Annotated in this window: 22 protein-coding genes; 4 read left to right on the top strand and 18 right to left on the bottom strand. The window is 66.0% G+C overall.

Annotated elements, in window-relative coordinates; all coding sequences use genetic code 11:
* Positions 1-22: 22 nt before the first annotated feature.
* Positions 23-1,711 (bottom strand): methyl-accepting chemotaxis protein, encoded by a 1,689-nt coding sequence (locus QX010_RS05905; protein ID WP_315802845.1) that lies wholly within the window; start codon positions 1,709-1,711, stop codon positions 23-25.
* A gap of 222 nt (positions 1,712-1,933) precedes the next feature.
* Between QX010_RS05905 and QX010_RS05900 the strand changes: the two genes are divergently transcribed.
* Positions 1,934-2,131, top strand: coding sequence for a hypothetical protein (locus QX010_RS05900; RefSeq protein ID WP_315802844.1), 198 nt, complete (start codon positions 1,934-1,936; stop codon positions 2,129-2,131).
* Positions 2,132-2,301: 170 nt separating this feature from the next.
* Here the strand turns inward: QX010_RS05900 and QX010_RS05895 are convergent, their stop codons facing one another.
* From QX010_RS05895 to QX010_RS05880, 4 genes are all read right to left on the bottom strand, one after another.
* Positions 2,302-2,535 carry a DUF6894 family protein gene (locus QX010_RS05895; RefSeq protein WP_015668557.1) on the bottom strand — a complete coding sequence of 78 codons (234 nt, stop codon included), beginning with the start codon at positions 2,533-2,535 and terminating at the stop codon, positions 2,302-2,304.
* Between the two features lie 176 nt (positions 2,536-2,711).
* On the bottom strand, positions 2,712-3,377 hold the full coding sequence (locus QX010_RS05890) for a hypothetical protein (protein ID WP_315802843.1): 666 nt from the start codon (positions 3,375-3,377) through the stop codon (positions 2,712-2,714).
* Positions 3,378-3,491: 114 nt separating this feature from the next.
* Entirely contained in the window at positions 3,492-4,478 is a 987-nt protein-coding gene (locus QX010_RS05885) for an MDR family oxidoreductase (protein ID WP_316178216.1), read from the bottom strand.
* A 64-nt stretch (positions 4,479-4,542) separates the two neighbouring features.
* The gene (locus QX010_RS05880) at positions 4,543-5,790 is read right to left on the bottom strand and encodes an MFS transporter (RefSeq protein WP_316178215.1); all 1,248 of its coding nucleotides are present in this window, start codon (positions 5,788-5,790) and stop codon (positions 4,543-4,545) included.
* Positions 5,791-6,148: 358 nt separating this feature from the next.
* On the opposite strand from QX010_RS05880, the gene QX010_RS05875 reads away from it, so the two are divergent.
* Positions 6,149-7,747, top strand: a complete 1,599-nt coding sequence (locus QX010_RS05875; protein ID WP_315802840.1) for an L-aspartate oxidase — start codon at positions 6,149-6,151, stop codon at positions 7,745-7,747.
* Here the strand turns inward: QX010_RS05875 and QX010_RS05870 are convergent.
* The 3 genes from QX010_RS05870 to QX010_RS05860 form a co-directional block, all read right to left on the bottom strand.
* Complete coding sequence (locus tag QX010_RS05870) at positions 7,744-9,225, bottom strand: cell wall hydrolase (protein ID WP_316178213.1); 1,482 nt, start codon at positions 9,223-9,225, stop codon at positions 7,744-7,746. The two genes, QX010_RS05875 and QX010_RS05870, sit on opposite strands and share 4 nt — an antisense overlap.
* Before the next feature lie 441 nt (positions 9,226-9,666).
* Entirely contained in the window at positions 9,667-12,630 is a 2,964-nt protein-coding gene (gene ppdK / locus QX010_RS05865) for a pyruvate, phosphate dikinase (protein WP_316178211.1), read from the bottom strand.
* 93 nt (positions 12,631-12,723) lie between these two features.
* Positions 12,724-12,879 (bottom strand): DUF3096 domain-containing protein, encoded by a 156-nt coding sequence (locus QX010_RS05860; RefSeq protein WP_012042558.1) that lies wholly within the window; start codon positions 12,877-12,879, stop codon positions 12,724-12,726.
* A gap of 249 nt (positions 12,880-13,128) precedes the next feature.
* Between QX010_RS05860 and QX010_RS05855 the strand changes: the two genes are divergently transcribed.
* Complete coding sequence (locus QX010_RS05855; RefSeq protein ID WP_316178209.1) at positions 13,129-13,482, top strand: DUF1236 domain-containing protein; 354 nt, start codon at positions 13,129-13,131, stop codon at positions 13,480-13,482.
* A gap of 239 nt (positions 13,483-13,721) precedes the next feature.
* On the opposite strand, the gene QX010_RS05850 is transcribed toward QX010_RS05855, so the two are convergent.
* The 7 genes from QX010_RS05850 to QX010_RS05820 all read right to left on the bottom strand — a co-directional run bounded on the left by QX010_RS05850 (position 13,722) and on the right by QX010_RS05820 (position 20,379).
* Positions 13,722-14,315, bottom strand: a complete 594-nt coding sequence (locus QX010_RS05850; RefSeq protein ID WP_316178207.1) for a class I SAM-dependent methyltransferase — start codon at positions 14,313-14,315, stop codon at positions 13,722-13,724.
* Between the two features lie 2 nt (positions 14,316-14,317).
* Positions 14,318-16,648 (bottom strand): glycine--tRNA ligase subunit beta, encoded by a 2,331-nt coding sequence (glyS, locus tag QX010_RS05845; RefSeq protein WP_316178204.1) that lies wholly within the window; start codon positions 16,646-16,648, stop codon positions 14,318-14,320.
* Between the two features lie 233 nt (positions 16,649-16,881).
* Complete coding sequence (locus tag QX010_RS05840) at positions 16,882-17,820, bottom strand: glycine--tRNA ligase subunit alpha (protein ID WP_316178202.1); 939 nt, start codon at positions 17,818-17,820, stop codon at positions 16,882-16,884.
* Positions 17,821-17,949: 129 nt separating this feature from the next.
* Positions 17,950-18,141 carry a hypothetical protein gene (locus QX010_RS05835; protein ID WP_315802833.1) on the bottom strand — a complete coding sequence of 64 codons (192 nt, stop codon included), beginning with the start codon at positions 18,139-18,141 and terminating at the stop codon, positions 17,950-17,952.
* Positions 18,142-18,248: 107 nt separating this feature from the next.
* A complete protein-coding gene (locus tag QX010_RS05830; RefSeq protein ID WP_315802832.1) occupies positions 18,249-19,151 on the bottom strand; it encodes a S49 family peptidase in 903 nt (300 codons plus the stop codon).
* Positions 19,152-19,394: 243 nt separating this feature from the next.
* Entirely contained in the window at positions 19,395-20,159 is a 765-nt protein-coding gene (locus QX010_RS05825) for a tRNA1(Val) (adenine(37)-N6)-methyltransferase (protein WP_315802831.1), read from the bottom strand.
* Positions 20,152-20,379 carry a DUF2007 domain-containing protein gene (locus tag QX010_RS05820; RefSeq protein WP_315802830.1) on the bottom strand — a complete coding sequence of 76 codons (228 nt, stop codon included), beginning with the start codon at positions 20,377-20,379 and terminating at the stop codon, positions 20,152-20,154. Before QX010_RS05820 ends, QX010_RS05825 begins: the two co-directional genes overlap by 8 nt.
* 155 nt (positions 20,380-20,534) lie before the next feature.
* Here QX010_RS05820 and QX010_RS05815 point away from each other — a divergent pair, with 155 nt between their 5' ends.
* Positions 20,535-21,545, top strand: a complete 1,011-nt coding sequence (locus QX010_RS05815) for a polyprenyl synthetase family protein (RefSeq protein WP_315717243.1) — start codon at positions 20,535-20,537, stop codon at positions 21,543-21,545.
* A gap of 127 nt (positions 21,546-21,672) precedes the next feature.
* Here the strand turns inward: QX010_RS05815 and QX010_RS05810 are convergent, their stop codons facing one another.
* The 3 genes from QX010_RS05810 to QX010_RS05800 all read right to left on the bottom strand — a co-directional run bounded on the left by QX010_RS05810 (position 21,673) and on the right by QX010_RS05800 (position 26,439).
* Complete coding sequence (locus tag QX010_RS05810; RefSeq protein ID WP_315802829.1) at positions 21,673-22,575, bottom strand: 4-(cytidine 5'-diphospho)-2-C-methyl-D-erythritol kinase; 903 nt, start codon at positions 22,573-22,575, stop codon at positions 21,673-21,675.
* 167 nt (positions 22,576-22,742) lie between these two features.
* Entirely contained in the window at positions 22,743-24,539 is a 1,797-nt protein-coding gene (locus QX010_RS05805) for a tetratricopeptide repeat protein (protein ID WP_315802828.1), read from the bottom strand.
* Positions 24,540-24,780: 241 nt separating this feature from the next.
* Positions 24,781-26,439: an electron transfer flavoprotein-ubiquinone oxidoreductase gene (locus QX010_RS05800; RefSeq protein WP_316178199.1), complete on the bottom strand. Its 1,659-nt coding sequence runs from the start codon at positions 26,437-26,439 to the stop codon at positions 24,781-24,783.
* Positions 26,440-26,570: the final 131 nt, after the last annotated feature.

Here is a 26,570-nt window from a genome sequence, read left to right as displayed (position 1 = left end):
CTAATCCCGCTCGTCGGACAGATCAGGCCGCGCGCACCGACTCCAGGAACGTCGCCACCTCACGCTTCAGCCGGTCGCTGTCCGAGGCCAGCGATTGCGCCGCGGCCAGCACGTGCGTGGAAGCCGTACCAGTCTCGGTGGCGCCGCGCTGCACGTCGACGACATTCACGGAAACCTGCTGCGTGCCCTCCGATGCCTGCTGGACGTTGCGCGAGATCTCCTGCGTGGCGGCACCCTGCTCTTCCACGGCCGCCGCGATCGCCGACGAGATTTCCGACAGTTTCTCGATGGTCGTGGAGATCGCCCGGATGGCGCCGACCGATTCCTGCGTCGCGGCCTGGATACCGGACACCTGTTGGCCGATCTCGTCGGTCGCCTTGGCGGTCTGCTCGGCCAGCGCCTTCACCTCGGAGGCGACGACCGCGAAGCCGCGGCCAGCTTCGCCGGCGCGCGCCGCCTCGATGGTCGCATTCAGCGCCAGCAGGTTGGTCTGGCCTGCAATCGTGTTGATCAGCTCGACCACGTCGCCGATGCGCGCGGCCGCCTTGCTCAGCTCGCCGACACGATCATTGGTCGTACGCGCCTGCTCGACCGCCTCGTTGGCCATGCGGGCCGATTCCTGCACCTGGCGGCTGATCTCGGTGATCGAGGACGACAGCTCCTCGGTCGCAGAGGCAACCGACTGCACGTTGGTGGAGGCCTCCTCGGAGGCCGCCGCGACCATCGTGGAGATCTCCTGCGAGCGCGTCGCCGTGGATGACAGCGCGCCCGCGGAATGCTCGAGCTCGGTCGAGGCCGACGATACCGTCTGCACGATCTCGCCGATCGTCGCCTCGAACTGGCGGGTGATGTTGTCGACGCGCCGGCCGCGTTCGATCTTGGCCTCGGCATCGTGGGCCGCGAGCTCGTCGGCCTCCTTCTTGGCGATCAGCGCCTCCTTGAACACCTGCAGCGTATCGGCCATGGCGCCGATCTCGGTCGGCTCGCCGCGATGCGTCACCTCCGCGCCGAGATCGCCCTTGGCGAGCTCCTGCATCGGCTTGATGATCGAGGCGATGCCGGACGAGACGTTCTGCACGAGATAGAATCCGACGGCGATGCCGGCAATGACGGCCGCGGCAATGATCGATGCCACGAGCCAGATCGCCCGCGAGTAGCTCTCGGCAGCCTGCCGCGTGGCGTTGTCGGCGCCCTTGTTGTTGAACTCGATGTCCTGGATGAAGTATTTGTCGGCGTCGCGCGCGATCGCGGCGGCCGATTTTTCCAGCATTTCGGTGGCTTCGTGCGGGATCTTGCCGACGCTCTTGTTGGATTCGTCCATCACCTGCTTGACCGCGACGACGTACTTCTCCCAGGACTGCACCCAGTTGTTGTAGATCGCACGTTCCTCGGCCGAGGTGATCATCGGCTCATAGGTCTTGCGGTCCTTGTTGATCGTCTCGAGGATTCCGTTGACGCGCTTCTCCGCGGACTGCTTGGTCTCGGCCGTCTCCGACATCACATGCGCGCGCAAGGCGATGCGCAGCAGGTTGATGTTGGCGCGCAGCTCGCCGATCGCGCGTACGCTCGGCAGCCAGTTTTGGGCGATGTCGACCGTGTTGGCATTGATCGACTGCAGGCTGGTGACAGCGAGCACGCCGAGCCCGCACATGGTGACGAGCATGAAGGCGATGACCGATATGATCTTCGTACGGATGGACATTGTTGACACGGAGGACCCCAGCTGACTGCGTGGTTCGGCCGCGTTCTGCCAGCGCCAACGGACGGCCCGAACATTCAGGTCTGCGCTGCGCTGCGCGGTCGAAGGTCAGGAGATCGGCAGACTCCGAAAATTCCGGACCCGCACGTCGTCGCTGACGGAACTCATTGGGCGCGAAACAGGCTTATCGGAGGTTAATGCGGGAACCGTAAGATTACGGACAAACCGCATAAAATGATCATCGTGCGCAACGACGCGGTGCTCCGAAACCGGCCCGCGCTGGACCAAGTCTCCCGATACCGTTGCAGGATTGCGTCGAAGCAGGAGCTTCAAACGGTGCGCCGGGCAAAGGGCGATCACTGCCGCCACCCGCACTGGCAGGCGCCGCAGCTACCGACGACGCTGATCATCGTGCGTATCTATCGGAGATGAGTTGGCCGCGGCACGACGCGGAGCTAGGGCCGAACTCTACCGGGTTGCGGCCGACCCGCCCGGAGTGGACGCAGACTTCATCGAAAGATGCCCCGCACGAGCGATCGGCGCCACGGCAAACCGGGCCGGGCTCCGACGGCCCACAACCCAATCACCCGGACAGCCGGACCTCAGCCGACCGCTTCGGACACGAGGCGAATCCGGAACACCGGCTGCTTGGCCTCGTCGAGCAGTTCCATCTGCCACTCGGCCCCCTGCTGCAACGACTTCGAGATCCCACCGATCAGGTCGGAGCAGACAGCCGTCAGCTCGTTCCAGGCGGTTTCCCGGTTGGCGAATTCATAAGGCTGGTCAGCAGCGCCAGAATAGCGGCCCTGGCTGATCCGGAAGAAATAAAGCGACATAACGACCCTTTCTCATGGGCCACCCCCCTGGTCGCAAACTGCACACGAGTCGCTACCGAGGCATGAATTTAAGATTCCGTACGACTACGGCGCAATGACCACTAACGTGCGGTCAGCTTAAAATATTGCTCTATGTTAATAGGGAGCTGGTTTTTCAATGATCGGTGAACTAACAACTAATCGGTCGAGCGACGCAGCTCCGGCGCCGCATCCGACTTCGCGTTATCGGATTTGGTCATCTCAGCCTTCGCGTTTTCGGCCTTGATGTTCTCAGTCTTGGAACTGTCCGCCTTGGCGGCCTTCGCAGCATCTGCCTTCAAGGGTTCAACCTTGCTGCGTTCCACCCGCGGGGTCTCGACCCGCGCCGCGACTTCGGTGTGCGAGCCGTCAGCCGCGGGCGCAGCAGCGCGTGCGCGCGGCCGCGCCACGGCGCGCGCCATCAGCATGGTGGCTCCGCCCTGGTGCTGGAAATCGCAATAGGCGAAGGCGCCCAGCCCGGAGACCGAGCCGCGGAAGCTGCGGTCGTCCTTCTTGTCGAGGTTGAAGCACGGCTCGAACGGCATGCCCTTGATGGCAGCGCAGACATTCTGGCCGCGAATCTGCAGGGTATTGCCGGGCAGACGGATGTGACGCACCGGGCCAGAGCCGGAGAACTGCACCGCGCCGGCGGCGCCCATGTCGTCGAGGATGCGGCCCGCGCCACGGGTGCCGTCGACACAGGTGAAGGCGAACACCTTCCCGGCGACGAATTTGCGGGCCTCGTCGGCGGTCATCGAACCCGCGATCGCGGGAGCAATCACGGCACCGGCAGTCACGGTCCCCAGCAATATACGCGCGAGCATGCATCAAACTCCCACTTAACCCCACGCAGCGGGTAAGGCGGTATCTTTACCCCATGCTTACCATACCAACCATGGCAACAATGGAGCAGCATGGTTTGAAAAGTCTGAACGTCCTCAGGATATTCTTACCACCGTACGGCCGCGGACCTGGCCCGCGAGGATCTGCGGACCCAGCGACGCGACCTGGTCCAGGGCAATTTCGTGAGTGATTTCAGCTAGTTTTGCGCGATCCAGATCGGTCGAGAGGCGCTGCCAGGCCGCCTTGCGCGCCGGCAGCGGGCACATCACCGAATCGATGCCGAGGAGGCACACGCCGCGCAAAATGAACGGCGCCACCGACGATGGCAAATCCATGCCGGCAGCGAGGCCGCAGGCGGCGATGGCGCCGCCATATTGAGTCATCGCCAGCAGGTTGGCGAGCGTATTGGAGCCGACGCTGTCGATGCCACCCGCCCAGCGCTCCTTCGCCAGCGGCTTGGCCGGCCCGGACAGCTCATTGCGGTCGATGATCTCGGCGGCGCCGAGCGACTTGAGATAGTCGGCCTCGGCCAGGCGGCCGGTCGAGGCGATCACGTGGTAGCCGAGCCTGGCGAGCACCGCCGTCGCCACCGAGCCGACGCCGCCGGCCGCGCCGGTCACCACCACCGGCCCGCTCGCCGGCGTCAGCCCGTGCTTCTCCAGCGCCAGCACCGCGAGCATCGCGGTGAAGCCGGCGGTGCCGATCGCCATCGCGTCGCGGGCCGACAGCCCCTGCGGCAGGCCGACCAGCCAGTCGCCCTTGACCCGCGCCTTCTCGGCATAGGCGCCGAGATGGGTCTCGCCCATGCCCCAGCCGGTGCAGATCACGGCATCGCCCGGCTTCCAGGCCGGATGGCTGGACTGCTCGACCGTGCCGGCGAAATCGATCCCCGCGATCATCGGGAAGCGGCGCACCACCGGCGCCTTGCCGGTCAGCGCCAGCCCATCCTTGTAGTTCAGCGCCGACCACTCGACCTTCACGGTGACGTCACCGTCCATCAATTCAGCTTCATCGAACTGCGTCAGCGCCGCGGTCGTTCCGTTGTCCGCCTTGTCGATCCGGATCGCCTTGAACGTTCCCACAGCCGCACTCCCTGCGCTTTCTTCGTCTCACGCCATGTTTAGCCGATCGGGTCGGCAGCGCAACTCAGGTCGCGGGAACGGCACGCGCGACCGGCTTCTCGACGATCGGCAGGTTGATCAGCGCCGACAGCACGCCGAACAGGATCGAGAGCCACCAGATCGGCGTATACGAGCCGTAGCGCTCGAACACGATGCCGCCGAGCCAGACGCCGAGGAAGCCGCCGACCTGGTGGCTGACGAAGGCGAAGCCATAGAGCGTGGCGAGCCAGCGGGTGCCGAACATGATCGCGACCAGCGACGAGGTCGGCGGCACCGTGGACAGCCAGGCGAGCCCCGACACCGCGCCGAACGCGATCGCCGTCGCCGGCGTCACAGGGAACGAGATGAAGGCGAGCGTCGCCAGCGCGCGGGTGAAATAGATGAAGGACAGGATGTAGCGCTTCGGCAGCCGGCTCTGCAGCCAGCCGACGCTGAGCGAGCCGATGATGTTGAACAGCCCGATCGCCGCGATCACCCAGCCGCCGGTCTGCGCCGACAGGCCTCGATCGACCAGGAATGCCGGCAAATGCACGGTGATGAAGGCGAGCTGGAAGCCGCAGGTGAAGAAGCCGAGCACCAGCAGCACGTAGGAGCGGTGGCCGAACGCCTCCATCAGCGCCGTCGTGAACGACTGCTGCTCGGCCTCCGTCGGCTTGGCCTCGGCGGCCGGCGGCGTTGCCACGGCGAGCGAGAGCGGGACGATGAACAGCATCAGGCAAGCGAACACCATCAGTGCGCTCTGCCAGCCGAACTGGTCGATCAGCGCGACGCCGAAGGGCGCGAACAGGAACTGGCCGAGCGAGCCGGCCGCGGTGCCGGCGCCGAGCGCGATGCCGCGCCGCTCCGGCGGCAGCAGCTTGCTGAAGGCCGACAGGATGAGGTTGAACGAGCAGCCCGACAGGCCGAAGCCGACCAGCACGCCGGCGCCGATGTTCAGCGACAGCGGCGAGCTGGAATAGCGCATCATCAGCAGGCCGCCGGCATAGAGCAGCGCGCCGACACAGATCACGCGCATCACGCCGAAACGATCGGCGATGGCGCCGGCGAGCGGCTGACCGAGCCCCCACAACAAATTCTGCACCGCCACTGCAAGGGCGAACACGTCGCGCCCCCAGGCGAACTCACGGCTCATCGGCTGCACGAAGAAGCCGAGGCTGGAGCGCGGACCGAAGCTCAGCAGCGCAATCGCGCAGCCGCACACGATGATGACCACCGGCGTGCGCCAGCTCTGGTTGCGGGACACGGTGCCGAGATCGCCTGCCTGTACCGACATCCGTGTCCTCCCCTGGCGCGGTCGCTGTCCGCCGCGCCTCTCCGGTTAATGCATTTGCATTGAACTCCCAAGCTCAAAAGCGGAACCCAGCCATGAAAAATTTCGATGCGGCGGCCAGCCATGAACAGGTGTCATCCGAAGCGAGTTCCAGCGGCGGAACCCGCTCATGCGTCTTTGTCCCGGGGGCGAAACGTCCTGATGCGCGAGTCGCGAACGACGATTCATCCTGCGCGGGAGCGACCTTCAGAACGGCCGCTATTTGTCGCCAAACACCAATAAACAGCGAAGGAAGTCTCTGAAGAAGAACTAACAGGTACCGCGGTACACATGGGCACGGAATGTGGAATTTGGACAGCACATGGACCACGATCAGATCGAGACATCCGGCCACGTCGTGATCGTCGGCGCCGGAGTTGCCGGACTGTTCTGCGCGCTGAAGCTCGCCCCGCAGCCGGTCACGCTGATCTCCGCCACCTCATTGGGCGAGGCCTCGTTCGGCACGACGATGCAGGCCGACATCGCGGCAGCGGTGTCATCCGGCGACAGCCCCGATACCCACGCCGCCGACATGATCGCTGCGGGTGGGGGCCTGGTCGACGCGACGGCTGCGCTGGCGCTCGCGCGCGATGCTTCGGCCGCGATCGAGGACCTGGTCCGCCTCGGCGTGACATTCGATCGTGATCACGGCGGCAGGCTGGCGACGTCTCGTGCGGCTGCGCACGCCGCGCGACGGATTCTCAGCGTTCGCGGGGACTTCACCGGACAGGCGATCATCACCGCGCTGTCGCAAGCCGTGCGCGCGACGCCCTCGATCCGCATCATCGAGGGCCATGTCGCCGACGCGTTGCTGACGGAAGACGGCGCGGTGCGTGGCCTGCAACTCCGGCCGACCGATGACGACGCGGCCGCGCCGATGCTGATCGCAGCGCCGGCAATCGTGCTGGCCACCGGCGGCATCGGCCGGCTGTTCGCGGCGACCACGAATCCGCCGCACGCCACCGGCATCGGTCTCGCCATCGCCGCGCGCGCCGGTGCGGTGATTGCCGATCCGGAGTTCGTGCAGTTTCATCCGACCGCGATGATGACCGGTCGCGATCCGGCGCCGGTTGTGAGCGAGAGTCTGCGCGGCGCCGGCGCGATCCTGGTCAACCGGCGCGGCCAGCGCTTCATGCTGCCGCGCCATCCGCTGGTCGATCTTGCCCCGCGCGACACGGTGGCCCGCGGCGTCATGGCCGAGATCATCGCCGGACGCGGCGCCTTTCTCGATGCGCGCGACGTGCTCGATGACGACGTCGCCGAGCGCTATCCGATGCTGCACCGGGCCTGCGCCGCCGCGGGGCTCGATCCGACCCGCCAGCCGATTCCAGTGGCGCCGGCGGCGCATTTCCACATGGGCGGGATCGCGGTCGACGCGCGGGGCCGCAGCACGATCGAGGGGCTCTGGGCGGCAGGTGAAGTCGCCGCGACGGCAACGGATGGCGCCAATCACATCGCCGGCAACGCGCTGCTCGGCGCGCTGGTGTTCGCCCGGCGGATTGCCGACGACATCTCCGGCCGGACGTTCACCGCCTCCTCCACCCTGCAGCACGTTGCGTTCGCCGATCCGGCCGGATCCTGTGCGGGCGCTGCGGAGGTGTCGCTGCGCGAGATGATGACGAGCCAGCTCGGCGTCATCCGCGACGAGGAGCGGCTGGCCGAGGCCATCGCCGCGATTGCCAGGATGGAGCGCGACGCCGGCAGCCCGAGGCTGCGCAACATGGCGAGCGCCGCGCTGCTGATCGCCACCGCGGCCTGGAGCCGGCGCGAGAGCCGCGGCGCGCATTGCCGCGCCGATTGCCCGGCCGAGAATCCGGGCTTTGCGCAGCGGACGATGACGACGCTCACGGCGGCGCGCGAAATCGCCGACGAGCTCAGCGCGCGGCCGACGGTGCGCCTGCCACGCTCGCTCAGCGCCTAGCGCCGCGTCCAGTTCGGATTGATCTCGGCCTCGCTCTTGGCGGCCTCGGTGAGCTCGGCCGAAATGGCCGCCGTCTGCTGTGGCGTGCCCCAGCTCGGCGCGTCGCTGCCGTCGCCCCACTTCTTCGGCCGGTAGAAGGTGTGGACGCCGAACTTGTACATCCGCTTCATCTCGGCGACCCAGGATGGCCGCACCCAATAGGCATGATAGTGGGTCGACTTGCCAACCTCCGGCAGCCAGATCTGGCCGTCGAGCATGGCCTTCGCGATCTTCCTGGCGCGGTCCCACATCTCGGGCTCGCGAATGACCTCCGGATTGTTGTCGCAGGCGAAGGTGAACTGGCAGGCGAAGTGGCGGTATTTGTTCTGGTAGACGACGCCGCACACCGTGGTGGGATAGTAGCCGGAGAACGCCCGGTTCAGCACGACCTGCGCCACGGCCATCTGGCCGCGCACCGCCTCGCCGCGGGATTCGAAATAGACCGCTTCAGCGAGGCACTTCTCGGACTTGAAGCGCGCCTTCTCGTCGGTGAGCCCCAGGCGTTCAGCCGGAGTCCTGTCGCGCTGATTGTCGGCGTTGACCTCGCCTTTCGGCGCGATGCTCTCGCCGCCATCACCGGCCTTGGCAGCATCGTCGGCCGGCTGTGACAGCACCGCCATCGGCTTGAGGTCCGGATCCGGCATCACGATCAGCGGCGCCTCGCCCGGCAGCCATGTCTCCATGGTGCCGGCAGCACCGCCCAGCGACGACGTGCCGAAATAGAGATTGGACGTCTTGACGTTGAGGCCGTCATAGCTGACGGCGCCGTCCACCAGGATCTGATCGGTTGCAGGCTTCAGCTCGCCCGAGGGCTGGATCTCGGACTTCGTCGCGTCGTATTGCGCGAGCGGCGGCGCGCTCAGCGCCTCCTGCAATTCGGGATCGAGTGCAGCGCGCTGCGGGAGCGGCGCCTGCGCCGGCGCTTCCGTCGTCTTGGCGCCGAACACGGAGGAGTTCGAATCGGGCTGTGTCGATGGCGTTGGCGCGGGCTCGGACGGCGCGGGCTCGACGGGCGCGGCCGATTCGGTCGGCTGCGCCGGCACCGTCGGCGGGCGCACGACGAGACGATCGCCCTTCAGCGTGCGATCGACCTTGGGAAAGTCGGAGGCTTGGTAGCGCGGCGGAACCTGCAGCACCGGATTGCGCGGCGTCGACCCGGTGATGTCGAGGCCGCGGCCATCGAGGCTCGCGAGGCGGATGCTCCCCGCCTGCGGCGCCGAGGTTCCGATCGGACGGCCGAAACTGTAGGTAGCGAGCTGAATGGAGGCCGCAGCCGAGAACACGCGCTTCTGCCAACGCTCGGCGACGCCCGGCTGGCGGGCGAGCAGAGAAGCGATGTCTTGATACCCGGTCTCTGTCGGCATCAGAGCGAAGACGCAGAGACCGAGTCCGAAGGACGCATATCGCGCGCCCTTCGGACCGGGACGCAGAACTAACATCGGTACGCTCAACGCAACGCTTACTGGATCGACCGAACAACAGTGCTTCCGTGCAATTCGATCTTCTCTCTTCGTATCGGGTTTAGGTTGCCGAGGAGTTAATCCGCGTTGCAATCGTGAGACAGGCAAGCGGGGAAGTTGCAGAGCGTTTTGCGATCGATATGTGTGGTAAACAGCGCGCCGACGAGAACGGTGAACATTCGATCAACGAACGCGGTGAATGAAAATCATCTGCGCATGATTGACGGCGGCGGAGTGTTCCATCGGACCTGCGCCGTTGCTCTCTCCACTCCTCATTCCGGAGCGCCCCCGGAATGACGGCAGAGTCGGAGAAGGAGTGCGCCTTGCGTCACGTGCGCACCCCATCGTGACGAACCTCACCAATGAAAAAGGCCGGCAACATGTGCCGGCCTTCATCAGATCAGATCGATCGCAGCAAGATCAGGCCTGGCTCGCGATCTCCTTGCCGAGCGCGGATTGCGCGGCGGCGAGGCGCGCGATCGGCACGCGGTAGGGCGAGCACGAGACGTAGTTCATGCCGACCTTGTGGCAGAACGCCACCGAGGCCGGATCGCCGCCATGCTCGCCGCAGATGCCGACCTTGAGCGTGGGCCGCGTGGCGCGGCCGCGCTCGACGCCGATCTTGACCAGCTCGCCGACACCCTCGCGGTCGATCGAGATGAACGGATCGATCTCGAGGATGCCCTTGGCGACGTAGGCGCCGAGGAAGCTGCCGGCGTCGTCGCGGCTGATGCCGTAGGTGGTCTGCGTCAGATCGTTGGTGCCGAACGAGAAGAACTCGGCGGCTTCCGCGATCTGGCCGGCCATCAGGGCTGCGCGCGGCAGCTCGATCATGGTGCCGACCTGGTACTCCAGCTTGGCGCCGGTCTCGCGGACCACCGCCTGCGCCATCGCGTCGATGCGCGCCTTGACCAGATCGAACTCGGCCTTGGTCGCGATCAGCGGCACCATCACTTCGAGGCCGACGGCCTCGCCGGTGCGCTTCTCGGCCTCGACCGCCGCCTCGAAGATCGCGCGCGCTTGCATCTCCGCGATCTCCGGATAGGCGATCGCCAGACGGCAGCCGCGGAAGCCGAGCATCGGGTTGAACTCGGAGAGCTCGCGGGCGCGGTCGGCCAGGCGACGCGGATCGGTATTCATCGCGCGGGCGACTTCCTCGACCTCGGCCTGGGTGTGCGGCAGGAACTCGTGCAGCGGCGGATCGAGCAGACGGATCGTGACGGGAAGCCCCTTCATGATCTCGAACAGCTCGACGAAGTCGGCGCGCTGCATCGGCAGCAGCTTGGCGAGCGCGGCGCGGCGCTCCTGCTCTTCCTCGGAGAGGATCATCTCGCGCACCGTGCGGATGCGCGTCTCCTCGAAGAACATGTGCTCGGTGCGGCACAGGCCGATGCCCTCGGCGCCGAACTTGATGGCGGTGCGCGCATCCTCCGGGGTGTCGGCATTGACGCGCACGCCGGTCTCGCGCACGGCGTCCGCCCAGCCCATCAGGGTGCCGAACTCGCCGGACAGCTCCGGCTCGATCATCGGCATGCGGCCGGCCAGCACCTGGCCGACGGAGCCGTCAATGGTGATGACGTCGCCGGTCTTGAAGGTGCGCGAGCCGATGCTCATCGTGCCCCGGCCGTAGTCGACGCGGATGGTGCCGCAGCCGGAGACGCAGGGCTTGCCCATGCCGCGCGCGACGACGGCGGCGTGCGAGGTCATGCCGCCGCGCGTGGTCAGGATGCCCTCGGCGGCATGCATGCCGTGGATATCCTCCGGCGAGGTCTCGATGCGGACCAGGATCACCTTGCGACCGTCGGCCTGCAGCTTGGTGGCTTCGTCCGAGGAGAACACGATCTCGCCCGAGGCCGCGCCCGGCGAGGCCGGCAGGCCGGTCGCGACCACATCGCGCTTGGCGGCGGGATCGATGGTCGGGTGCAGGAGCTGATCGAGCGAGGCCGGGTCGACGCGGAGCACGGCATCGTTCTCCGAGATCAGGCCCTCATTGGCGAGCTCGACGGCGATGCGCAGCGCCGCCTTGGCGGTGCGCTTGCCGCTGCGGGTCTGCAGCATCCACAGCTTGCCGCGCTCGACCGTGAACTCCATGTCCTGCATGTCACGGTAGTGCTGCTCGAGCAGCGTGTAGATCCGGGTCAGCTCCTTGAACGCGTCGGGCATCGCGACTTCCATCGACGCCTTGTCGGAGCCGGACTCGACGCGGGCATCCTCGGTGATGTCCTGCGGGGTGCGGATGCCGGCGACGACGTCCTCGCCCTGCGCATTGATCAGGAACTCGCCGTAGAGCTTGCTCTCGCCGGTCGAGGGATTGCGGGTGAAGGCGACGCCGGTGGCCGAGGTGTCGCCCATGTTGCCGAACACCATGGCCTGGACGTTGACGGCGGTGCCCCAGGATTCCGGGATGTCGTGTAGCTTGCGATAGGTCACCGCGCGCGCGTTCATCCAGGATGAGAACACCGCGCCGATGGCGCCCCAGAGCTGGTCATGCGGGTCCTGCGGGAAGTCCTTGCCGGTCTCGGTGGCGACGGCTTCCTTGTACTTGCCGACCAGCATCTCCCAATCCTCGGACGAGAGGTCGGTGTCGAGCTGATAGCCCTGGGCGTCCTTGAAGCTGTCGAGGATGTCCTCGAAATGATGGTGCTCGAAGCCGAGCACGACATCCGAATACATCGTGATGAAACGGCGATAGCTGTCGAAGGCGAAGCGGCGATCGCCCGACAGCGACGCCAGCGCCTCCACCGTCTGGTCGTTGAGACCGAGATTGAGCACGGTGTCCATCATGCCCGGCATCGAGGCGCGGGCGCCGGAGCGCACCGAGACCAGCAGCGGGTTCTCCGGATCGCCGAATTTCTTGCCGGTCAATTTGCCGATGTAGTCGAGCGCCTTGTCGACCTGCGACTGCAGCTCCTTCGGGTAGGTCTTGTCGTTGGCGTAGAAGTAGGTGCAGACCGAGGTCGGGATGGTGAAGCCCGGGGGCACCGGCAGGCCGAGATTGGCCATCTCGGCCAGATTGGCGCCCTTGCCGCCGAGCAGATCGCGCAGACCGGCCTTACCTTCGGCCTTGCCGTCACCGAAGGTGTAGACCCACTTGTTCGGCTTGATCGCGGTGGCCGCGCTCTTGGCCGGGGCCTTTGCCGCCGACGCCTTCGCAGCCTTGGCGACCGGCCTGGCAGCCGTTTTGGCCGGCTTCTTCGGAGCGGTTTTCACTGGCGCCTTCGGTGCAGACCTGGGCGCGACCTTGGCCGGAGCCTTGGCAACGGGCTTCGACGCCGTCTTGAGCGCCTTGCGCGGCGGAGCGAGTGCTGCGGTCTTGGCCTTACCCGGCTTGGAAGGCTTTGATTTCGCTGTAACTTTCTTAGACTTCGCTACCGCTTTGGCCATGAGGTGCTTCGATCCGCAAATGGGAGGAGAAATCGCGCGCCTTACACCACTTTGAGCGCTACGGCGCAAGCTCGGGGGTTCCCGACCTTGGGACTAGAAGTGCAGCCACTTCAGCAGGCCCATGCCGATCAGACCGTTCAGGATGAGGAAGATCGCAACGATCAGGTTCAGCAGGCGCGGCATGATCAGGATCAGGACGCCGGCGATCACGGACATGATCGGCGAGATATGGGCAACGGTCAGGGTCATCGACGAGCTCTGAATGATTGAAGGACGAGGCTGGGGCGATTCGATTTGGCCGGACTTTATCCTGGCCCATCGTGGCGGAATAGGAGACGCACGGCACGAGTTCCGGTTCCCCCACCACCGGATCTGCCGCAAAAATGCCGCCGGTTCCACCGTCCGCCGCGCGGAACGATGATCTGTTGCGGGCATTGGGAAGCAGGTGCCGGCACGCGCCGGTCTCTCTCAGCGATCAACAGCTCAGGAGTCCCGTCCATGCGAACCCATCTCACCCTTGCTGCCCTCGTGGCCGCAGTCGTGATTCCGGCGACCGCACAGGCGCAATCCTACACGACGGGCGTCGGCCGCAGCGTCGTGGTCGAGGAGGACGCTCCAGTGATCACGGTCGAGCGCCGGCCGGAGTTTCGCGAATATGTCGTCCGCGAGCGCGTTCCCAACTATGTGATCCCCGATCGCGTAGTTGTTGGCGCCGTGCTGCCGGAGTCCGGTGTTACATATTACGACGTTCCGCAGCGCTTCGGCGCGACACCTTACCGATACACCGTGGTGAACGGCGAAACTGTTCTCGTCGAGCCGCGATCCCGGCGGATCATTGAGGTGGTTGAGTAGTTATAGAGCTGCATTTGGTCGCCAACGCCCCCGCAAGCGGCCAGATGTAAAGGCCCTGCCCGGTTCCCCCCGCCGGGCGGGGCTTACTTTTGTGGGATACCGCTTCTGGTCGTCATCGCGAGCGCAGCGACGCGATCCAGGGGCCACACAGACAGTCTGCCGTCGGAGCCCCTGGATTGCTTCGGCGCAAGAGCGCCTCGCAATGACGAGCCAGAGGATGCAGCGCGACGCCCCTTCACTCAACCGGCCTTCTTCACCACCATGCGGTGAATGATCTTGCCTGAGGACTTACTGACGACCTGCTCGTCGAGCAGCGTCGTATCTCCTGCAAAGACCGCGCGGACGGTTGCGAGGTCGACCACCGCATAGAGCCGGCCGTGCCCATCGCGCTGATCGGCCTGCTCCGTCACCCGCCAGCTCAAATACAGGACGCCACCGGGCTTCGTGATCGCGCGCATCCGCCGCACCGACGGCACCACGTCGCTGCGATCGAGATGCATCAGCACGGTCTCGCACAGCAAATTGTCGAAGCTTGCATCCGCGATGCTGGCGAGGGCAGGCAGTTCGGCATGCGTGAACGACGCGTTCGGATAGCGCGTGCGGGCTTCAGCCAGCAGTCCCTCCGACGCGTCGAAACCTTCCGCAGGATACCCGTTGGCATTCAGCCAGCCGACCTCGCGGCCGCTGCCGCAGCCGATGTCCGCGGTGCGGCCACCGGACACGAAGCAGCGCCTGATGATGGCGTGGAGATCGGCCGGCGCCGGCTGCGCATGCCAGTCGGCCGCGAACGCCGCCGCCTCACGGTCATAGGCGGCGAGCGTCGGGTGGTCCATCCTCAGCCCTCGATCTTGGAGAAGTCCGCGACCGCGCGCGTAGCGCTACGGATCTCGTTCAGCAGCCTGAGTCGGTTCTCGCGGATGGCTGCGTCGTCGTCGTTGACCTTCACCTTGTCGAAGAACGCATCGACCGCCGGACGCAGCTTCGCCATGGCACGCATCGCCGCGGCGAAGTCCTCCTTGGCGACGGCGGCGCCCGCTTCCGCAGCGACCTCGCCGATCGCCTTGGCCAGCGCCTTCTCCTCGTCGAGCTTGTAGAGCGCGGCATCCGGCGCACCCTCGAACTTGCGCTTGTCCTTCTTCTCCTCGATGGCGAGGATGTTGGAGGCGCGCTTGGTGCCAGCGAGCAGGTTCTTGCCGTCGTCGCTGTCAAGGAACTTGCCGAGCGCCTCGACGCGGCGGACGACCATCAGCAGGTCATCCTGCCCGCCGAGCGCGAACACGGCGTCGACGAGATCGTGGCGGGCGCCCTGCTCGCGCAGCTGCACCTTCAGGCGATCGGCGAAGAAGGAGAGAAGGTCGCGGCTTAGCCCTCTCGCAGCGGTGAACTCAATCTTCGAGAATCGCTCCGCGTATGCGTTTGCGATCTTCTCAGCATCAATGTGTGAAATGTCCGCTATCCGTCCGGCAGCCTCTGCCCGACTCAGCAGCTCATTGAGGTTGATATAGCCGTCAGTTCCCCCCCCAGCAGCTTCCAACTCTGCCAGATGATCCGCAGCCTTAGTGTGATCCGCAAGTACGCTGGCGACTATTCGATCATGGACAGCTTGAGCTTCCTGCTCAATGTCGAACCCGCGACTCGCCAATACGATTTCCTCAAGATCTAAGCGCAAATCATTTTCAAGGATGATCCGAATCACGCCCAATGCGGCGCGACGCAGCGCATAGGGGTCCTTTGAGCCTGTCGGCTTCTCGTCGATCGCCCAGAAGCCAACCAGCGTGTCGAGCTTGTCGGCGAGCGCCACGGCCACCGCGACCTTGTCGGTCGGCACACGATCTCCCGGCCCCTGCGGCTTGTAGTGCTCTTCGCAAGCGGCAGCGACCGACGCATCTTCACCCTGGGCCAGCGCGTAGTACTTGCCCATCAGCCCCTGCACTTCCGGAAACTCACCGACGACCTCGGTCAGCAGGTCGGCCTTGGCGAGCTTGGCCGCACGCGCGGTCTTCGCGGCATCGGCGCCGACAGTAGGCGCGATCTCGGCTGCCAGTTTCTCGATGCGGGCGATACGCGCGGCCTGCGTCCCCAGCTTCTCATGGAACACGATCTGCTCAAACTTCGGCAGCCGGTCCTCGAGCTTCGTCTTGAGGTCCGTCTCGTAGAAGAACTTCGCGTCCGACAGCCGGGCGCGGATGACGCGCTCGTTGCCGGCGATGATGGTCTTGCCGCCGTCGGTGGCCTCGATGTTGGCGGTCAGGATGAACTTCGGCGCAAGACCTCCCGTCTTGGGATCGCGGACCACGAAGCATTTCTGGTTGTTGCGGATGGTGGCGCGGATCACCTCGCCGGGGACCTTCAGATACTCCGGATCGAACGATCCCATCAGCACCACCGGCCATTCGACCAGGCCCGCGACCTCATCGAGCAATACGGGGTCCTCGACCAGCTCATAGCCTTGCGCAAACGCGAGCTGCTTGGCGTCGGTGACGATGGTGTCCTTGCGGCGGTCAGGATCGAGCACGACCTTGGCGTCGAGCAGCTTCGCCTCATAGTCCTCGAAGCGGCGCACCGAGATCGGCGCGGGCGCCATGAAGCGGTGGCCGAACGTGGTCTGTCCCGCCTCGATGCCGTCGACGGCGAAGCTGATCACGTCGGGCTCCTCGGTCTCCAGGCCGAAGGTCGCGGTGATCGCGTGCAGCGGACGCACCCAGTTCAGCGCACCAGGCTTTTCCGAGCGCTTGCCCCAGCGCATCGATTTCGGCCACGGGAATGTGCGCACGATCACCGGCAGCATCTCGGCGAGCACGTCGAGCGTGGCGCGGCCGGGCTTCTCGATCAGCGCGACGTAGAAATCGCCCTTCTTCGGATCGCGCTGGATCGTGGCTTCCTCGATCGAGGACAGGCCGGTTGCTTTCAGAAATCCCTGGATCGCCGCGTCAGCGCCGCCCACGCGCGGACCCTTGCGCTCCTCTTTCAAGTCAGCCTGCCGCGCGGGAATGCCGTGCACGGTCAGCGCCAGCCGCCGCGGCGTCGCGAACGCCTTGGCGCCTTCATAGACGAGCCCTTCGGCGACCAGCTTGTCGGTGACCATGCGGCGCAGATCGTCGGCCGCCTTGGCCTGCATGCGCGCGGGGATTTCTTCGGAGAACAGTTCGAGGAGAAGGTCGGGCATGTCTCAAGTCTCTCTGCACGAAGAACCACCTTCCCCTGGAGGGGCAGGCCATCGCGAATTGCTAAACTCGTGGAAAGCAGCTTGCCTCCCACCGTCCTTCGAGACGCCCGGCGAAGGCGGGCTCCTCAGGACGAGGTCTGATTTTGCGGCGAGATCCGAAAGACCCTCATGGTGAGGAGCGCCGCCGGCGGCGCGTCTCGAACCATGAGGCCCCGGACGCAGCCGCGTTCGTTCTATCCAGCGCCCGCCCCGCCCGCTTCCGTATGCAGCCAAGCCTCGCCGCAGGCCTTGGCAAGCTCGCGGACGCGCAGGATGTAGCTCTGGCGTTCGGTGACGGAGATGACGCCGCGGGCGTCGAGCAGGTTGAAGACGTGGCTGGCCTTGATGCACTGGTCGTAGGCCGGCAGCGCCATCTGGTGCTCCTTGCGATTGCCGTCACGCCAACCGGCGTCGAGATATTTGCGGCAGGCGCCCTCGGCCATCTTGAACTGCTCGAACAGCATGTCGGTGTCGGCATGCTCGAAATTGTGCCGCGAATATTCGCGCTCGGCCTGCAGGAAGACGTCGCCATAGGTGACCTTGGCGTCGCCGTCGCGGCCGTTGAAGTTGAGGTCATAGACGCGGTCGACGCCCTGGACGTACATCGCCAGGCGCTCGAGCCCATAAGTGAGCTCGCCCGCGACCGGCGCGCATTCGAAGCCCGCGACCTGCTGGAAATAGGTGAACTGCGACACTTCCATGCCGTCGCACCAGCACTCCCAGCCGAGCCCCCAGGCGCCGAGGGTCGGGCTCTCCCAATCGTCCTCGACGAAGCGGATGTCGTGCACGGCGGCGTCGATGCCGATGGCGCCGAGCGACTTCAGGTACAATTCCTGAAGGTTCGGTGGCGACGGCTTCATGATCACCTGAAACTGGTAGTAGTGCTGCATCCGGTTCGGATTCTCGCCGTAGCGGCCGTCCTTCGGCCGCCGCGACGGCTGCACGTAGGCGGCATTCCACGGCTTCGGCCCGAGCGCGCGCAAGGTCGTCGCCGGGTGGAAGGTGCCGGCGCCCATCTCCATGTCGTAGGGCTGCAGGATCACGCAGCCCTGCTCGGCCCAGAACCGTTGCAGGGCCAGGATGAAGCCCTGGAACGAACGTTCGGGGCGCATGTGCAGAGGCAGCGAGTCCATCGTCGGTATCGGTCTTTCGCAGGCGTCGGAAAAGCGCGCGGACCGTATCGGCGGGGCCATCAGGAATCAAGGCAATAGGGCCCTCGAAACGACGGCGACGTCCCGTCGTTCGAAGGTCGGCGGAGCGTGTCAGCCCGGCCGGTAGGCGCCGGTGACGGGATCGCGGCGCAGAGTCTTGATCTCGGCGGCCCGCGCGGCCTCGGCGACGCGTGACAGCCGCGCCTCTTCGAGCTCGCGGTTGATCTTCTGCGCGGCCTTGTAGGCCCAGCGAACCACGGCTAGCCCGCCCAGCATACCCGCGAAAGCAACGAACGGCGGCATTGGTCGATCCTCGTTCATGAACAGAGCCACCCCGACTCCCATTGTCGCCGATCCCGGTTCCCCCCGCAATCGGATTGCGAGGGGCGAAATGGCGCGCCCCCCGGGTTCTAGAACCCGAAACGAGCCCAGATCGCCCGGGTTTCGACCGCGGAGATCAGCTCCTCCGCTAGCCCGGTCCAACCGATCCCCAGGCTCCCGGCGCCTGCCGCCCGCCGTCCGAGCAGCCCGGACAGCAGGCCGCCGGCCGGCGCCACCACGGGCATAGCGACCTTGTCGCCGAAGCGGGCGCGCAGCACCGCACGGAGGTCGCCGATGGCGTCCGCCAGCCCCAGCGTGACGGCGCTGTCGCCGGCCCAGTACTCGCCGGTGAACAGCACATCGTCGGCGCCCTTCAGCCGGGTGGTGCGGCTCTCCTTGACCAGCGAGATGAACAGCGCGTGGATCTCGCGCTGGATCTTCTTCAGCCGCGCCACGTCGTCGGGATTCTCCGGCAGGAACGGATCGAGCATCGCCTTGTGCTCGCCGGCGGTATAGAGCCTGCGCTCGATGCCGATCTTCTTGATCAGGTCCTGCAGCCCGAACGAGCCGCCGACCACGCCGATCGAGCCGAGGATCGAGGACGGATCGCAGAAGATCTCGTCGCCGGCGCACGCAATCATGTAGCCGCCGGACGCCGCGACGTCCTCGACGAACACCAGCACCGGCAGCTTCTTCTCCGCCGCGAGCTGGCGGATGCGCAAGTAGATCTGGCGCGACTGCACCGGCGAGCCGCCCGGCGAATTGATCACCAGCGCCACGGCCTTGGCGTTGCGCATCGAGAACGCCCGCTCCAGCACCTTGGCGACGCCCGCGAGCGTCAGCCCCGGCCGCAACGGCGTCACCGCGCCGATCACGCCGGACAGGCGGACGACCGGCACCACCGGTACGCCGCGCAGCCGCGCCGGAAGCAGCGCCTTCAGCCGATCGAATAGCCCGGCTGCATCGCTGGGTTGTGTCAAATTGTCCACCATTCAGTTACCTCGGATTTACCATTTTTTATCGCGCCGCTGCCATCCAAAGGGCTGGAACGAGCCTTGCAATGCCCTGGGCAATTGCACGGCGAGCACAAGGTGCAGAGTGCGGCGGAGGAATACATGAAGGTCTACCTGTTGATGCTGCTGATCGGTACTCTATTGACTGCGATCCGTTTCACGACGGTAACCGAACGCCAGTCGGAAGCTCAGACGCAATAACGCCCGACCACGATCAACCGTTCAGGGGGTGCTCAAGGCCAGCGCCCCCTGCCCCGACAGCACGCGCACGGCCTCGTCATTCGGCACGCCTGCCACCTCATTCAGCACCACTCCGGCGAGAATCTGGGTCGGCGCCCGCCCTCCCTTAACGGCCCGGACCAGGATACGGATCGCCGGCTTGCCCGCCTGGCCATGCACCGGTTGAACGGCAAGACTGCCGAAGCCGCGCGCCAGCGCCGCGACCACCTCGCTCAAACCATCGGCCCGCCAGATCAAGGTCAGCACGCCGCCGGATTTCAGCATCCGCCGCGCGGCATGCGTCCAGATCTCCAACGTCGTCGCCGTTGCCATGTGCGCGGTCGCGCGCGCGGCGTCGGGCGAGGCACGGTGACGGGCAACATCGTGGAACGGCGGATTCATCAGCACGACGTCGACACTATCGGGCCCGAGCCCTGCGGCAGCGAAAGCAGCCGCGTCCGCGGCGACGTCCAGCGCCACGACCTCCGCCGGCAACGCATTGGCGCGTGCGTTGTCGCGCGCGAGCCGCGCCAGATCCGGCTCGCGCTCGACCAGCGTCAAGCTGAGACCGCCCACGCGCCGGGCCAAGGCCAGCCCGGCCGTCCCCACGCCGGCACCGAGATCGACCACGCGATCGCCCGAACGCGCGGCCGTCGCCGCCGCCAGCAGGATTGCGTCGTGGCCGGCGCGATGGCCCGTCGTGGGCTGCCGCAGGCGCAATTGGCCGCCGAGCACGGCGTCCTCCGAAATGTCGACAGCGTCACTCATCAGGGCGCAGTTCATGCGCCAGACCGGCGTCGGTGAGAAGCCGCCGGGCCTGGAGAATGTCGTCCTCATGCACGAGGATCCGCCGCGGCAGGATGCCGAGCGAGCCCTCGATGATGCTCATGTTCTGATCGAGCACGAGGTGATGGATGTCGGCGCCGTCGAGCAGCGCCCCTATCGCCGAAACCAGCACGATATCATTGGTCCGAACCAATTCCTTCAATCGTTATGTCTCCATGCGGGCCTGGGTCAAGAAGGGCTTGGGTCAAGAAGAAGGCTTGGGTCAACAAGGCCTGGGTCAAGGTTCCGTGTCTGCCCTTGCCGCCTGCGGCCGCAGTTTCTATTGTCGTTTCGAGCATAGCAAAATCGGAGACCAGAGTGGCGGTTATCGTACCTTTCGAGAGTCCATCGGGAGCCTCCATCGATGGGCTGGTCGCGCTGGTCGCAGCCGACATGGAACGGGTCAACGCTACGATTTTGTCGCGCACCGGGTCGGACGTCACGATGATCCCGGAGGTCGCAAACCACCTGATCTCCTCCGGCGGCAAGCGGCTGCGGCCGATGCTGACGCTGGCGATGGCTCATCTCACCGACTACACCGGCGACGGTCACGTCAAGCTCGCCGCGGCCGTCGAGTTCATGCACACGGCGACGCTGCTGCATGACGACGTGGTTGACGAGAGCGAAATGCGCCGCGGCAAATTGTCCGCGCGCATGCTGTGGGGCAACGAGGCCAGCGTGCTGGTCGGCGACTTCCTGCTCGGCCAGGCGTTCCGCATGATGGTCGAGGTCGGCTCGCTGCGCGCGCTCGACATTCTCTCCGCCGCTGCCGCCACCATCGCCGAGGGCGAGGTGATGCAGCTCGCCGCCGCCAAGAACACCGCCACCACCGAGGACGAATATCTCGCCGTGATCCGCGGCAAGACCGCCGAGCTGTTCGCCGCCGCCTGCGAGGTCGGGCCGGTGCTCGCCGATCGGCCCAAGGCCGAGCAGACCGCCTCGCGGTCCTTCGGCATGAATCTCGGCATCGCCTTCCAGCTCGTCGACGACGTGCTCGACTATGGCGGCAAGGCCGCCAAGCTCGGAAAGAATGTCGGCGACGATTTTCGCGAGGGCAAGATCACGCTGCCGGTGGTGCTCGCGTTCCGCCGCGGTAGCGACAGCGAGCGTGCCTTCTGGATCAAGGCGCTGGAGCGCGGCGAGATCAGCGATCACGATCTCGACCATGCGATCGGGCTGATGAACAAGCACCGCGCCCTGGAGGACACGATCAGCCGCGCGCATCACTATGGCGCGATGGCCGTCGATGCGCTGGCGCTGTTCCCGGCCTCACCGATGAAGACCGCGCTGGAGCAGGTGGTGGCGTTCTGTCTGGCCAGGTCGCATTAGTTGCTTCTAGCGACTGCCGCTGCGACTGCGGTGCTCGTGAATGCGCCCTCGCCCCCAAGGCGAAGCGAAGCTTCGCCTTGGGCGCGAGGGCGCTGTATTGGGCAGTCGTTTCGCAGATGCTGATGAGTTAGCTCAGCGTCCCCGCATGCACCCACCATTCGGGATGCGCGGCGGCGATCGCGGCGCCGGCGGCCTTCGCGTCGGCCTTGCTGCCATAGATCGCAAAGCACGTCGCGCCGGAGCCCGACATCCGCGCCAGCAGCACGCCCGCGCTCGTGCGCAGCGCCTCGAGCACGGTGCCGATGATCGGCTGCACCTTCAGCGCCGGCGGCTCGAGGTCGTTGCGCACCTGATCGAGTGCATCGACCCAGCCGCCGACCGAGGCTCCGGCCTTCGGCCAGGACGGCGCGGTGAGAACATCCGTCACCCCGATCAGCAGATCGCCCGGCTTGAGACCAAGCGCCTGGAACACGTCCTTGGTCGCCACCGGCACGCGCGGATTGATCATCACGCAGGGCAGGACGGGAAGCGCGAGCGGCTGCAGGTTCTCGCCGACGCCCGTCATGGTGCAGGCGCGCGAGGGCACGCAAACCGGCACGTCGGCGCCGGTCTTCAAGGCCACCGCCGCGAGGCGCGGGTCGTCCAGGGACAGGCCATTCAGTTTCGCCAGCAACCGCAGCGCCGCCGCCGCATCGGCGGAGCCGCCCCCAATGCCCGCCGCGACCGGCAGCACCTTCTCGAGGGTGAAGGCGCCGAGCTTCAGGCCGGGAACGGCCTCCGCCAGCAGCCGCGCCGCCTTCAGCACCAGATTGTCCGTGGTCTCGCCGCAGGCGTCCGCCAGAGGACCGGTCGTCGTCAGCGTCAGCTCCGGGCCCGGCACCAGCGTCAGCTGGTCCGCGCAGTCGGCAAAAGCAACGACGCTTTCGAGATCATGATAGCCGTCGACCCTGCGGCCGACGACCCGCAGGGTCAGATTGACCTTGGCGCGCCCCTGCTCCTGCAGCGCGCCGGTGACCGTGGACGCCAACATCGGCGCAATGCCCCCAGCATGTTCGGTGGTGGAGGTCGGTTGCCAACGCGCTGCGGCCCAGGCCGAAACGGACGTGGCCGACAACCGCCACCCCTTCATCAAAATCATCCGGGCTCCCCGGCAAGCCGAGGAGCCCGTGATGGCTCTCATATCGCGATCAGGACGAACTAGCCGCCCTTGCCATCGTCCTTCTTGGCGTCGGACGGCGTGTCCTTGGTGTCGTTGCTGGCCGCAGCGGGCGCCGGATCATCGGGCAGGCCATTCTGGATCTTGGCCTCGATCTTCGGCAGCTCCTCGGCCTCCGGCTTCAGGTCGCGGGCATGGGCCCACTGGAACTTGGCTTCCAGCTTGCGGCCGACGCGCCAATAGGCGTCGCCGAGATGGTCGTTGATGGTCGGATCCTCGGGCTTGAGGTCGATCGCGCGCTCGAGGTTCTTGACCGCCTCCTCGTAATTGCCGATGCGGTAATAGGCCCAGCCGAGCGAGTCGACGATGTAGCCGTCGTCGGGCCGCTGCTCGACGGCGCGCTTGATCATCTTCATGCCTTCGTCGAGATTGATGCCCTGGTCGATCCAGGAATAGCCGAGATAGTTCAGCACGTGCGGCTGGTCGGGCTGCAGCTCGAGCGCCTTGCGCATGTCGGCCTCGGCCTTCGGCCACTGCTTGGAGCGCTCCAGGCAGATGCCGCGATAGTAGTAATAGACGCTGTTGGCCTTGTCGTTGTTGGCGGGCAGCGAATCGACGCCGAGCGAATAGGTCTTGGCGCAATCGGCGAACTTCTTGCGGCCGCGCTCGATGTTGCCGAGCGCCATGATCGCCTCGAGATCCTTCGGATCCTGGGCAATCACGTCCTTGAGGATCTTGATCGCCTCGTCGCTGCGGTCGGCGCTGTCGAGATCGGTGGCGAGCTGGATCTGGGCGTTGCGCTTCAGCGGCGAGCTCGCCGGCACGCGCTCATAGACCTTGATCGCCATCTGCGGCTTCTTCACCGTCTCGTAGAGATCGGCGAGCGACAGCAGCGCCAGCGGATGATTCGGCTGCAGGTGCAGCGCGAGCTGCAGATAGACCAGCGCCAGATCCTCGCCGCCGCGGCGGCTCAAGGTGGCGCCGATGCCGTACAGCGCCTCGGCGGCGCCGGCCTGCGGCGAGTCGACCAGCGGCGGCAGCTTCTTGCCGGCCTTGGTCTCGCGCAGGCCCTCCTGCACCAGCGGATGGCGCGCGAGCTTCTTGTCGAAGGCTTCATAGATCGCGGTCGCCGCCGCCGCATCCTTGTTGCGCGACAGCCAATGCGCATAGGCCTCGGTGATGCGCAGCATCGAATCGTCGAGCTTGTAGGCGCGCTCGAACCGGGTGCCGGCGTCCTTCTCCTTGCCGGCCAGCTCCAGGATCATGCCGGCATGAAGGTCCTTGAACAGCGGATACCATTCGGGACCGGTCAGCTTGTCGATATTGGCGACGGCGGTCTTCGAATCGCCCGCGCCCGCCGCGGCCCACGCCGACAGCAAGGTGGCGACGAGATCGGTGATCGGCCCGCGCACCGACTGGTTGATGTTGGTCTGGGCAGCCGCGTATTTCTTCTGCTTGATGTCCTGCACGCCGACCACGAGCCGCGCGATGCGGTTCGACTTGTCGATCGTGAGCACGCGCTCGGCGAGCTTCACGGCCTCGTCGATGTCGCCATCGGCAACCGAGGAGATGAAGGCGCGGTCGAGCAGCTCGTTGTTCTTCGGGTCGCTGCGTAGCGCCGAGCGGTAGAACGCCGCCGCCGAGGCTGCGTCGCGCTCGACGCTGGCGTGGCGGGCCGCCAGATAGCTGCCCGATGTGGTGAGCGACTTCAGATCGACGCTGGTTGGAAATTTTGCGGCGTTATCCGCAGGATGATCCGGCGTCTGGGCCAGGACGGCACCGGGGAGCAGCAAGGCAGAAACGGCAATTGCGGTCCAGCGATTGCGAATTGACAACATCACGGTGCGCTCTGGTTGTTGGAAATGACGGATCGGTACGGACACGAACCCGATCGGCAGCTCTTCAAGGCGCCGACAATGCCGCGTTTGGCGGCCAACCGCAAGGATTTGCAGGATATTCGGGTCAGCCGGGAGCCCCTTTGGCGAAGGTGACCTGCGTCAAACCGCGCCAGTATGGCCGTATCGTGGCCGGCTGCCCTCCCCGGGGCAGCCGACTCACGCAATCGTGCGCATGCGGAGGCTACATCGCCTCGTAGTTCGGCCCGCCGCCGCCTTCCGGAGGAACCCAGGTGATGTTGCCGTTGGGATCCTTGACGTCGCAGGTTTTGCAGTGGACGCAGTTCTGCGCGTTGATCACGAAGCGCGGGCTCGTGCCCTCCTCGACCCATTCGTACACGCCCGCCGGGCAATAGCGGTTGGACGGTCCGGCATAGACGTCGTGCTCTGAGCTCTTCTGCAAGCCCATGTCGGCGACCTTCAGATGCACCGGCTGGTCTTCCTCGTGATTGGTGTTCGACAGGAACACCGAGGACAGCCGGTCGAAGGTCAGCTTGCCGTCCGGCTTCATCGCAGGCTTCGGCTGATGCGCCTTGGCGGGATCGAGCGTGGCGCGATCGGGCTTGGCGTGCGACTGGGTGCCGAACAGCGAGAAGCCAAGGGTGTTGCACCACATGTCGAAGCCGCCGAGGACGACGCCGAGCACGGTGCCGAACTTCGACCACAGCGGCTTGACGTTGCGCACCTTGAACAGGTCCTCGCCCACCGGCGAGCCGCGCCAGGCGTTCTCGTAACTCACCAGCTCGTCATTGGCGCGGCCGGATGCGAGCGCGGCATTGACGTGCTCGGCCGCGAGCATCGCGCTGCCCATCGCATTGTGCACGCCCTTGATGCGCGGCACGTTGACGAACCCCGCCGCGCAGCCGATCAGCGCGCCGCCGGCGAACGACAGCCGCGGCACCGACTGATAGCCGCCCTCGGTGATCGCGCGCGCCCCGTAGGCAAGCCGCTTGCCGCCCTCGAACACGCCGCGGATCGAGGGATGGGTCTTGAAGCGCTGGAATTCCTCGAACGGCGACAGATAGGGATCGTCGTAGTTCAGGTGGACGACGAAGCCGACCGCGACGAGGTTGTCGTCATAGTGATACAGGAACGAGCCGCCGCCGGTCTTCATGTCGAGCGGCCAGCCGAACGAATGCTGGATCAGGCCCTTCTGATGCTTGGCCGGATCGATCTGCCAGACTTCCTTGAGACCGATGCCGAATTTCGCCGGCTCGCTCTTGGCGTCCAGCGCGAACTTGGCGATCAGCTGCTTGGACAGGCTGCCGCGCGCGCCCTCGGCGAACAGCGTGTACTTGCCGAGCAGCTCCATGCCGCGGGTGAACGAGGCTTTCGGCTTGCCGTCCTTGCCGATGCCCATGTCGCCGGTGGCGATGCCGCGCACCGCGCCCTGCTCGTCATACAGCACCTCGGTGGCCGCGAAGCCCGGATAGATCTCGACGCCGAGCGCCTCGGCCTTGCGCGACAGCCAGCGGCAGACATTGCCGAGCGAGCCGACGTAGCAATGATGGTTGTCCATCAAGGGCGGCATCGCGAAGCCCGGCAGCGGGATCGCGCTGCTTTCGGTCATCCAGAAGAACTTGTCGACCTTGACCTGGGTCTTCAGCGGGCAATCATCGTCCGAGCGCCAATCGGGAATGAGCTTGTCGAGCGCAGCCGGATCGATCACCGCACCGGACAGGATGTGCGCGCCGACCTCGGAGCCCTTCTCGACCACGACGATGTTGAGGTCGGCATTGAGCTGCTTCAGCCGGATCGCGGCAGTCAGGCCCGACGGGCCGGCGCCGACGATGACGACGTCGAACTCCATGGATTCGCGCGGAGGTAACTCTTCGGTGCTCATGTCTCTCAATCTCAGGCCCGGCCGGTGCAGTGGATCTGGCCTTTGCATCCCCCTGGCGCGTGCAAAGGTCAAACCCGGAGCTACAACAGCAACAATGACTTAACTAGGGTTCCTGGAGGCGCCGGCGGTTC

The organism is Bradyrhizobium sp. SZCCHNRI1009 (assembly GCF_032487575.1).
Taxonomy (GTDB): domain Bacteria; phylum Pseudomonadota; class Alphaproteobacteria; order Rhizobiales; family Xanthobacteraceae; genus Bradyrhizobium.
Note: the sequence above shows the minus strand (reverse complement) of the source record. Positions and strands in the feature narration are given on the sequence as shown.

Coding starts and splice junctions, on each gene's coding strand:
- QX010_RS05880 (WP_316178215.1), bottom strand. CDS start 5,790: ATGTCGGTACAGGCAGGCGATCTCGGCACCGTGTCCCGCAACCAGAGC.
- QX010_RS05805 (WP_315802828.1), bottom strand. CDS start 24,539: ATGTTGTCAATTCGCAATCGCTGGACCGCAATTGCCGTTTCTGCCTTG.
- ppdK (WP_316178211.1), bottom strand. CDS start 12,630: ATGGCCAAAGCGGTAGCGAAGTCTAAGAAAGTTACAGCGAAATCAAAG.
- QX010_RS05870 (WP_316178213.1), bottom strand. CDS start 9,225: ATGTTAGTTCTGCGTCCCGGTCCGAAGGGCGCGCGATATGCGTCCTTC.
- QX010_RS05840 (WP_316178202.1), bottom strand. CDS start 17,820: ATGGACTCGCTGCCTCTGCACATGCGCCCCGAACGTTCGTTCCAGGGC.
- QX010_RS05890 (WP_315802843.1), bottom strand. CDS start 3,377: ATGCTCGCGCGTATATTGCTGGGGACCGTGACTGCCGGTGCCGTGATT.
- QX010_RS05855 (WP_316178209.1), top strand. CDS start 13,129: ATGCGAACCCATCTCACCCTTGCTGCCCTCGTGGCCGCAGTCGTGATT.
- QX010_RS05900 (WP_315802844.1), top strand. CDS start 1,934: ATGATCATCGTGCGCAACGACGCGGTGCTCCGAAACCGGCCCGCGCTG.
- QX010_RS05810 (WP_315802829.1), bottom strand. CDS start 22,575: ATGTTGGCGTCCACGGTCACCGGCGCGCTGCAGGAGCAGGGGCGCGCC.
- QX010_RS05835 (WP_315802833.1), bottom strand. CDS start 18,141: ATGCCGCCGTTCGTTGCTTTCGCGGGTATGCTGGGCGGGCTAGCCGTG.
- QX010_RS05895 (WP_015668557.1), bottom strand. CDS start 2,535: ATGTCGCTTTATTTCTTCCGGATCAGCCAGGGCCGCTATTCTGGCGCT.
- QX010_RS05830 (WP_315802832.1), bottom strand. CDS start 19,151: ATGGTGGACAATTTGACACAACCCAGCGATGCAGCCGGGCTATTCGAT.
- QX010_RS05860 (WP_012042558.1), bottom strand. CDS start 12,879: ATGACCCTGACCGTTGCCCATATCTCGCCGATCATGTCCGTGATCGCC.
- glyS (WP_316178204.1), bottom strand. CDS start 16,648: ATGCCCGACCTTCTCCTCGAACTGTTCTCCGAAGAAATCCCCGCGCGC.
- QX010_RS05825 (WP_315802831.1), bottom strand. CDS start 20,159: ATGAGTGACGCTGTCGACATTTCGGAGGACGCCGTGCTCGGCGGCCAA.
- QX010_RS05875 (WP_315802840.1), top strand. CDS start 6,149: ATGGACCACGATCAGATCGAGACATCCGGCCACGTCGTGATCGTCGGC.
- QX010_RS05800 (WP_316178199.1), bottom strand. CDS start 26,439: ATGAGCACCGAAGAGTTACCTCCGCGCGAATCCATGGAGTTCGACGTC.
- QX010_RS05850 (WP_316178207.1), bottom strand. CDS start 14,315: ATGGACCACCCGACGCTCGCCGCCTATGACCGTGAGGCGGCGGCGTTC.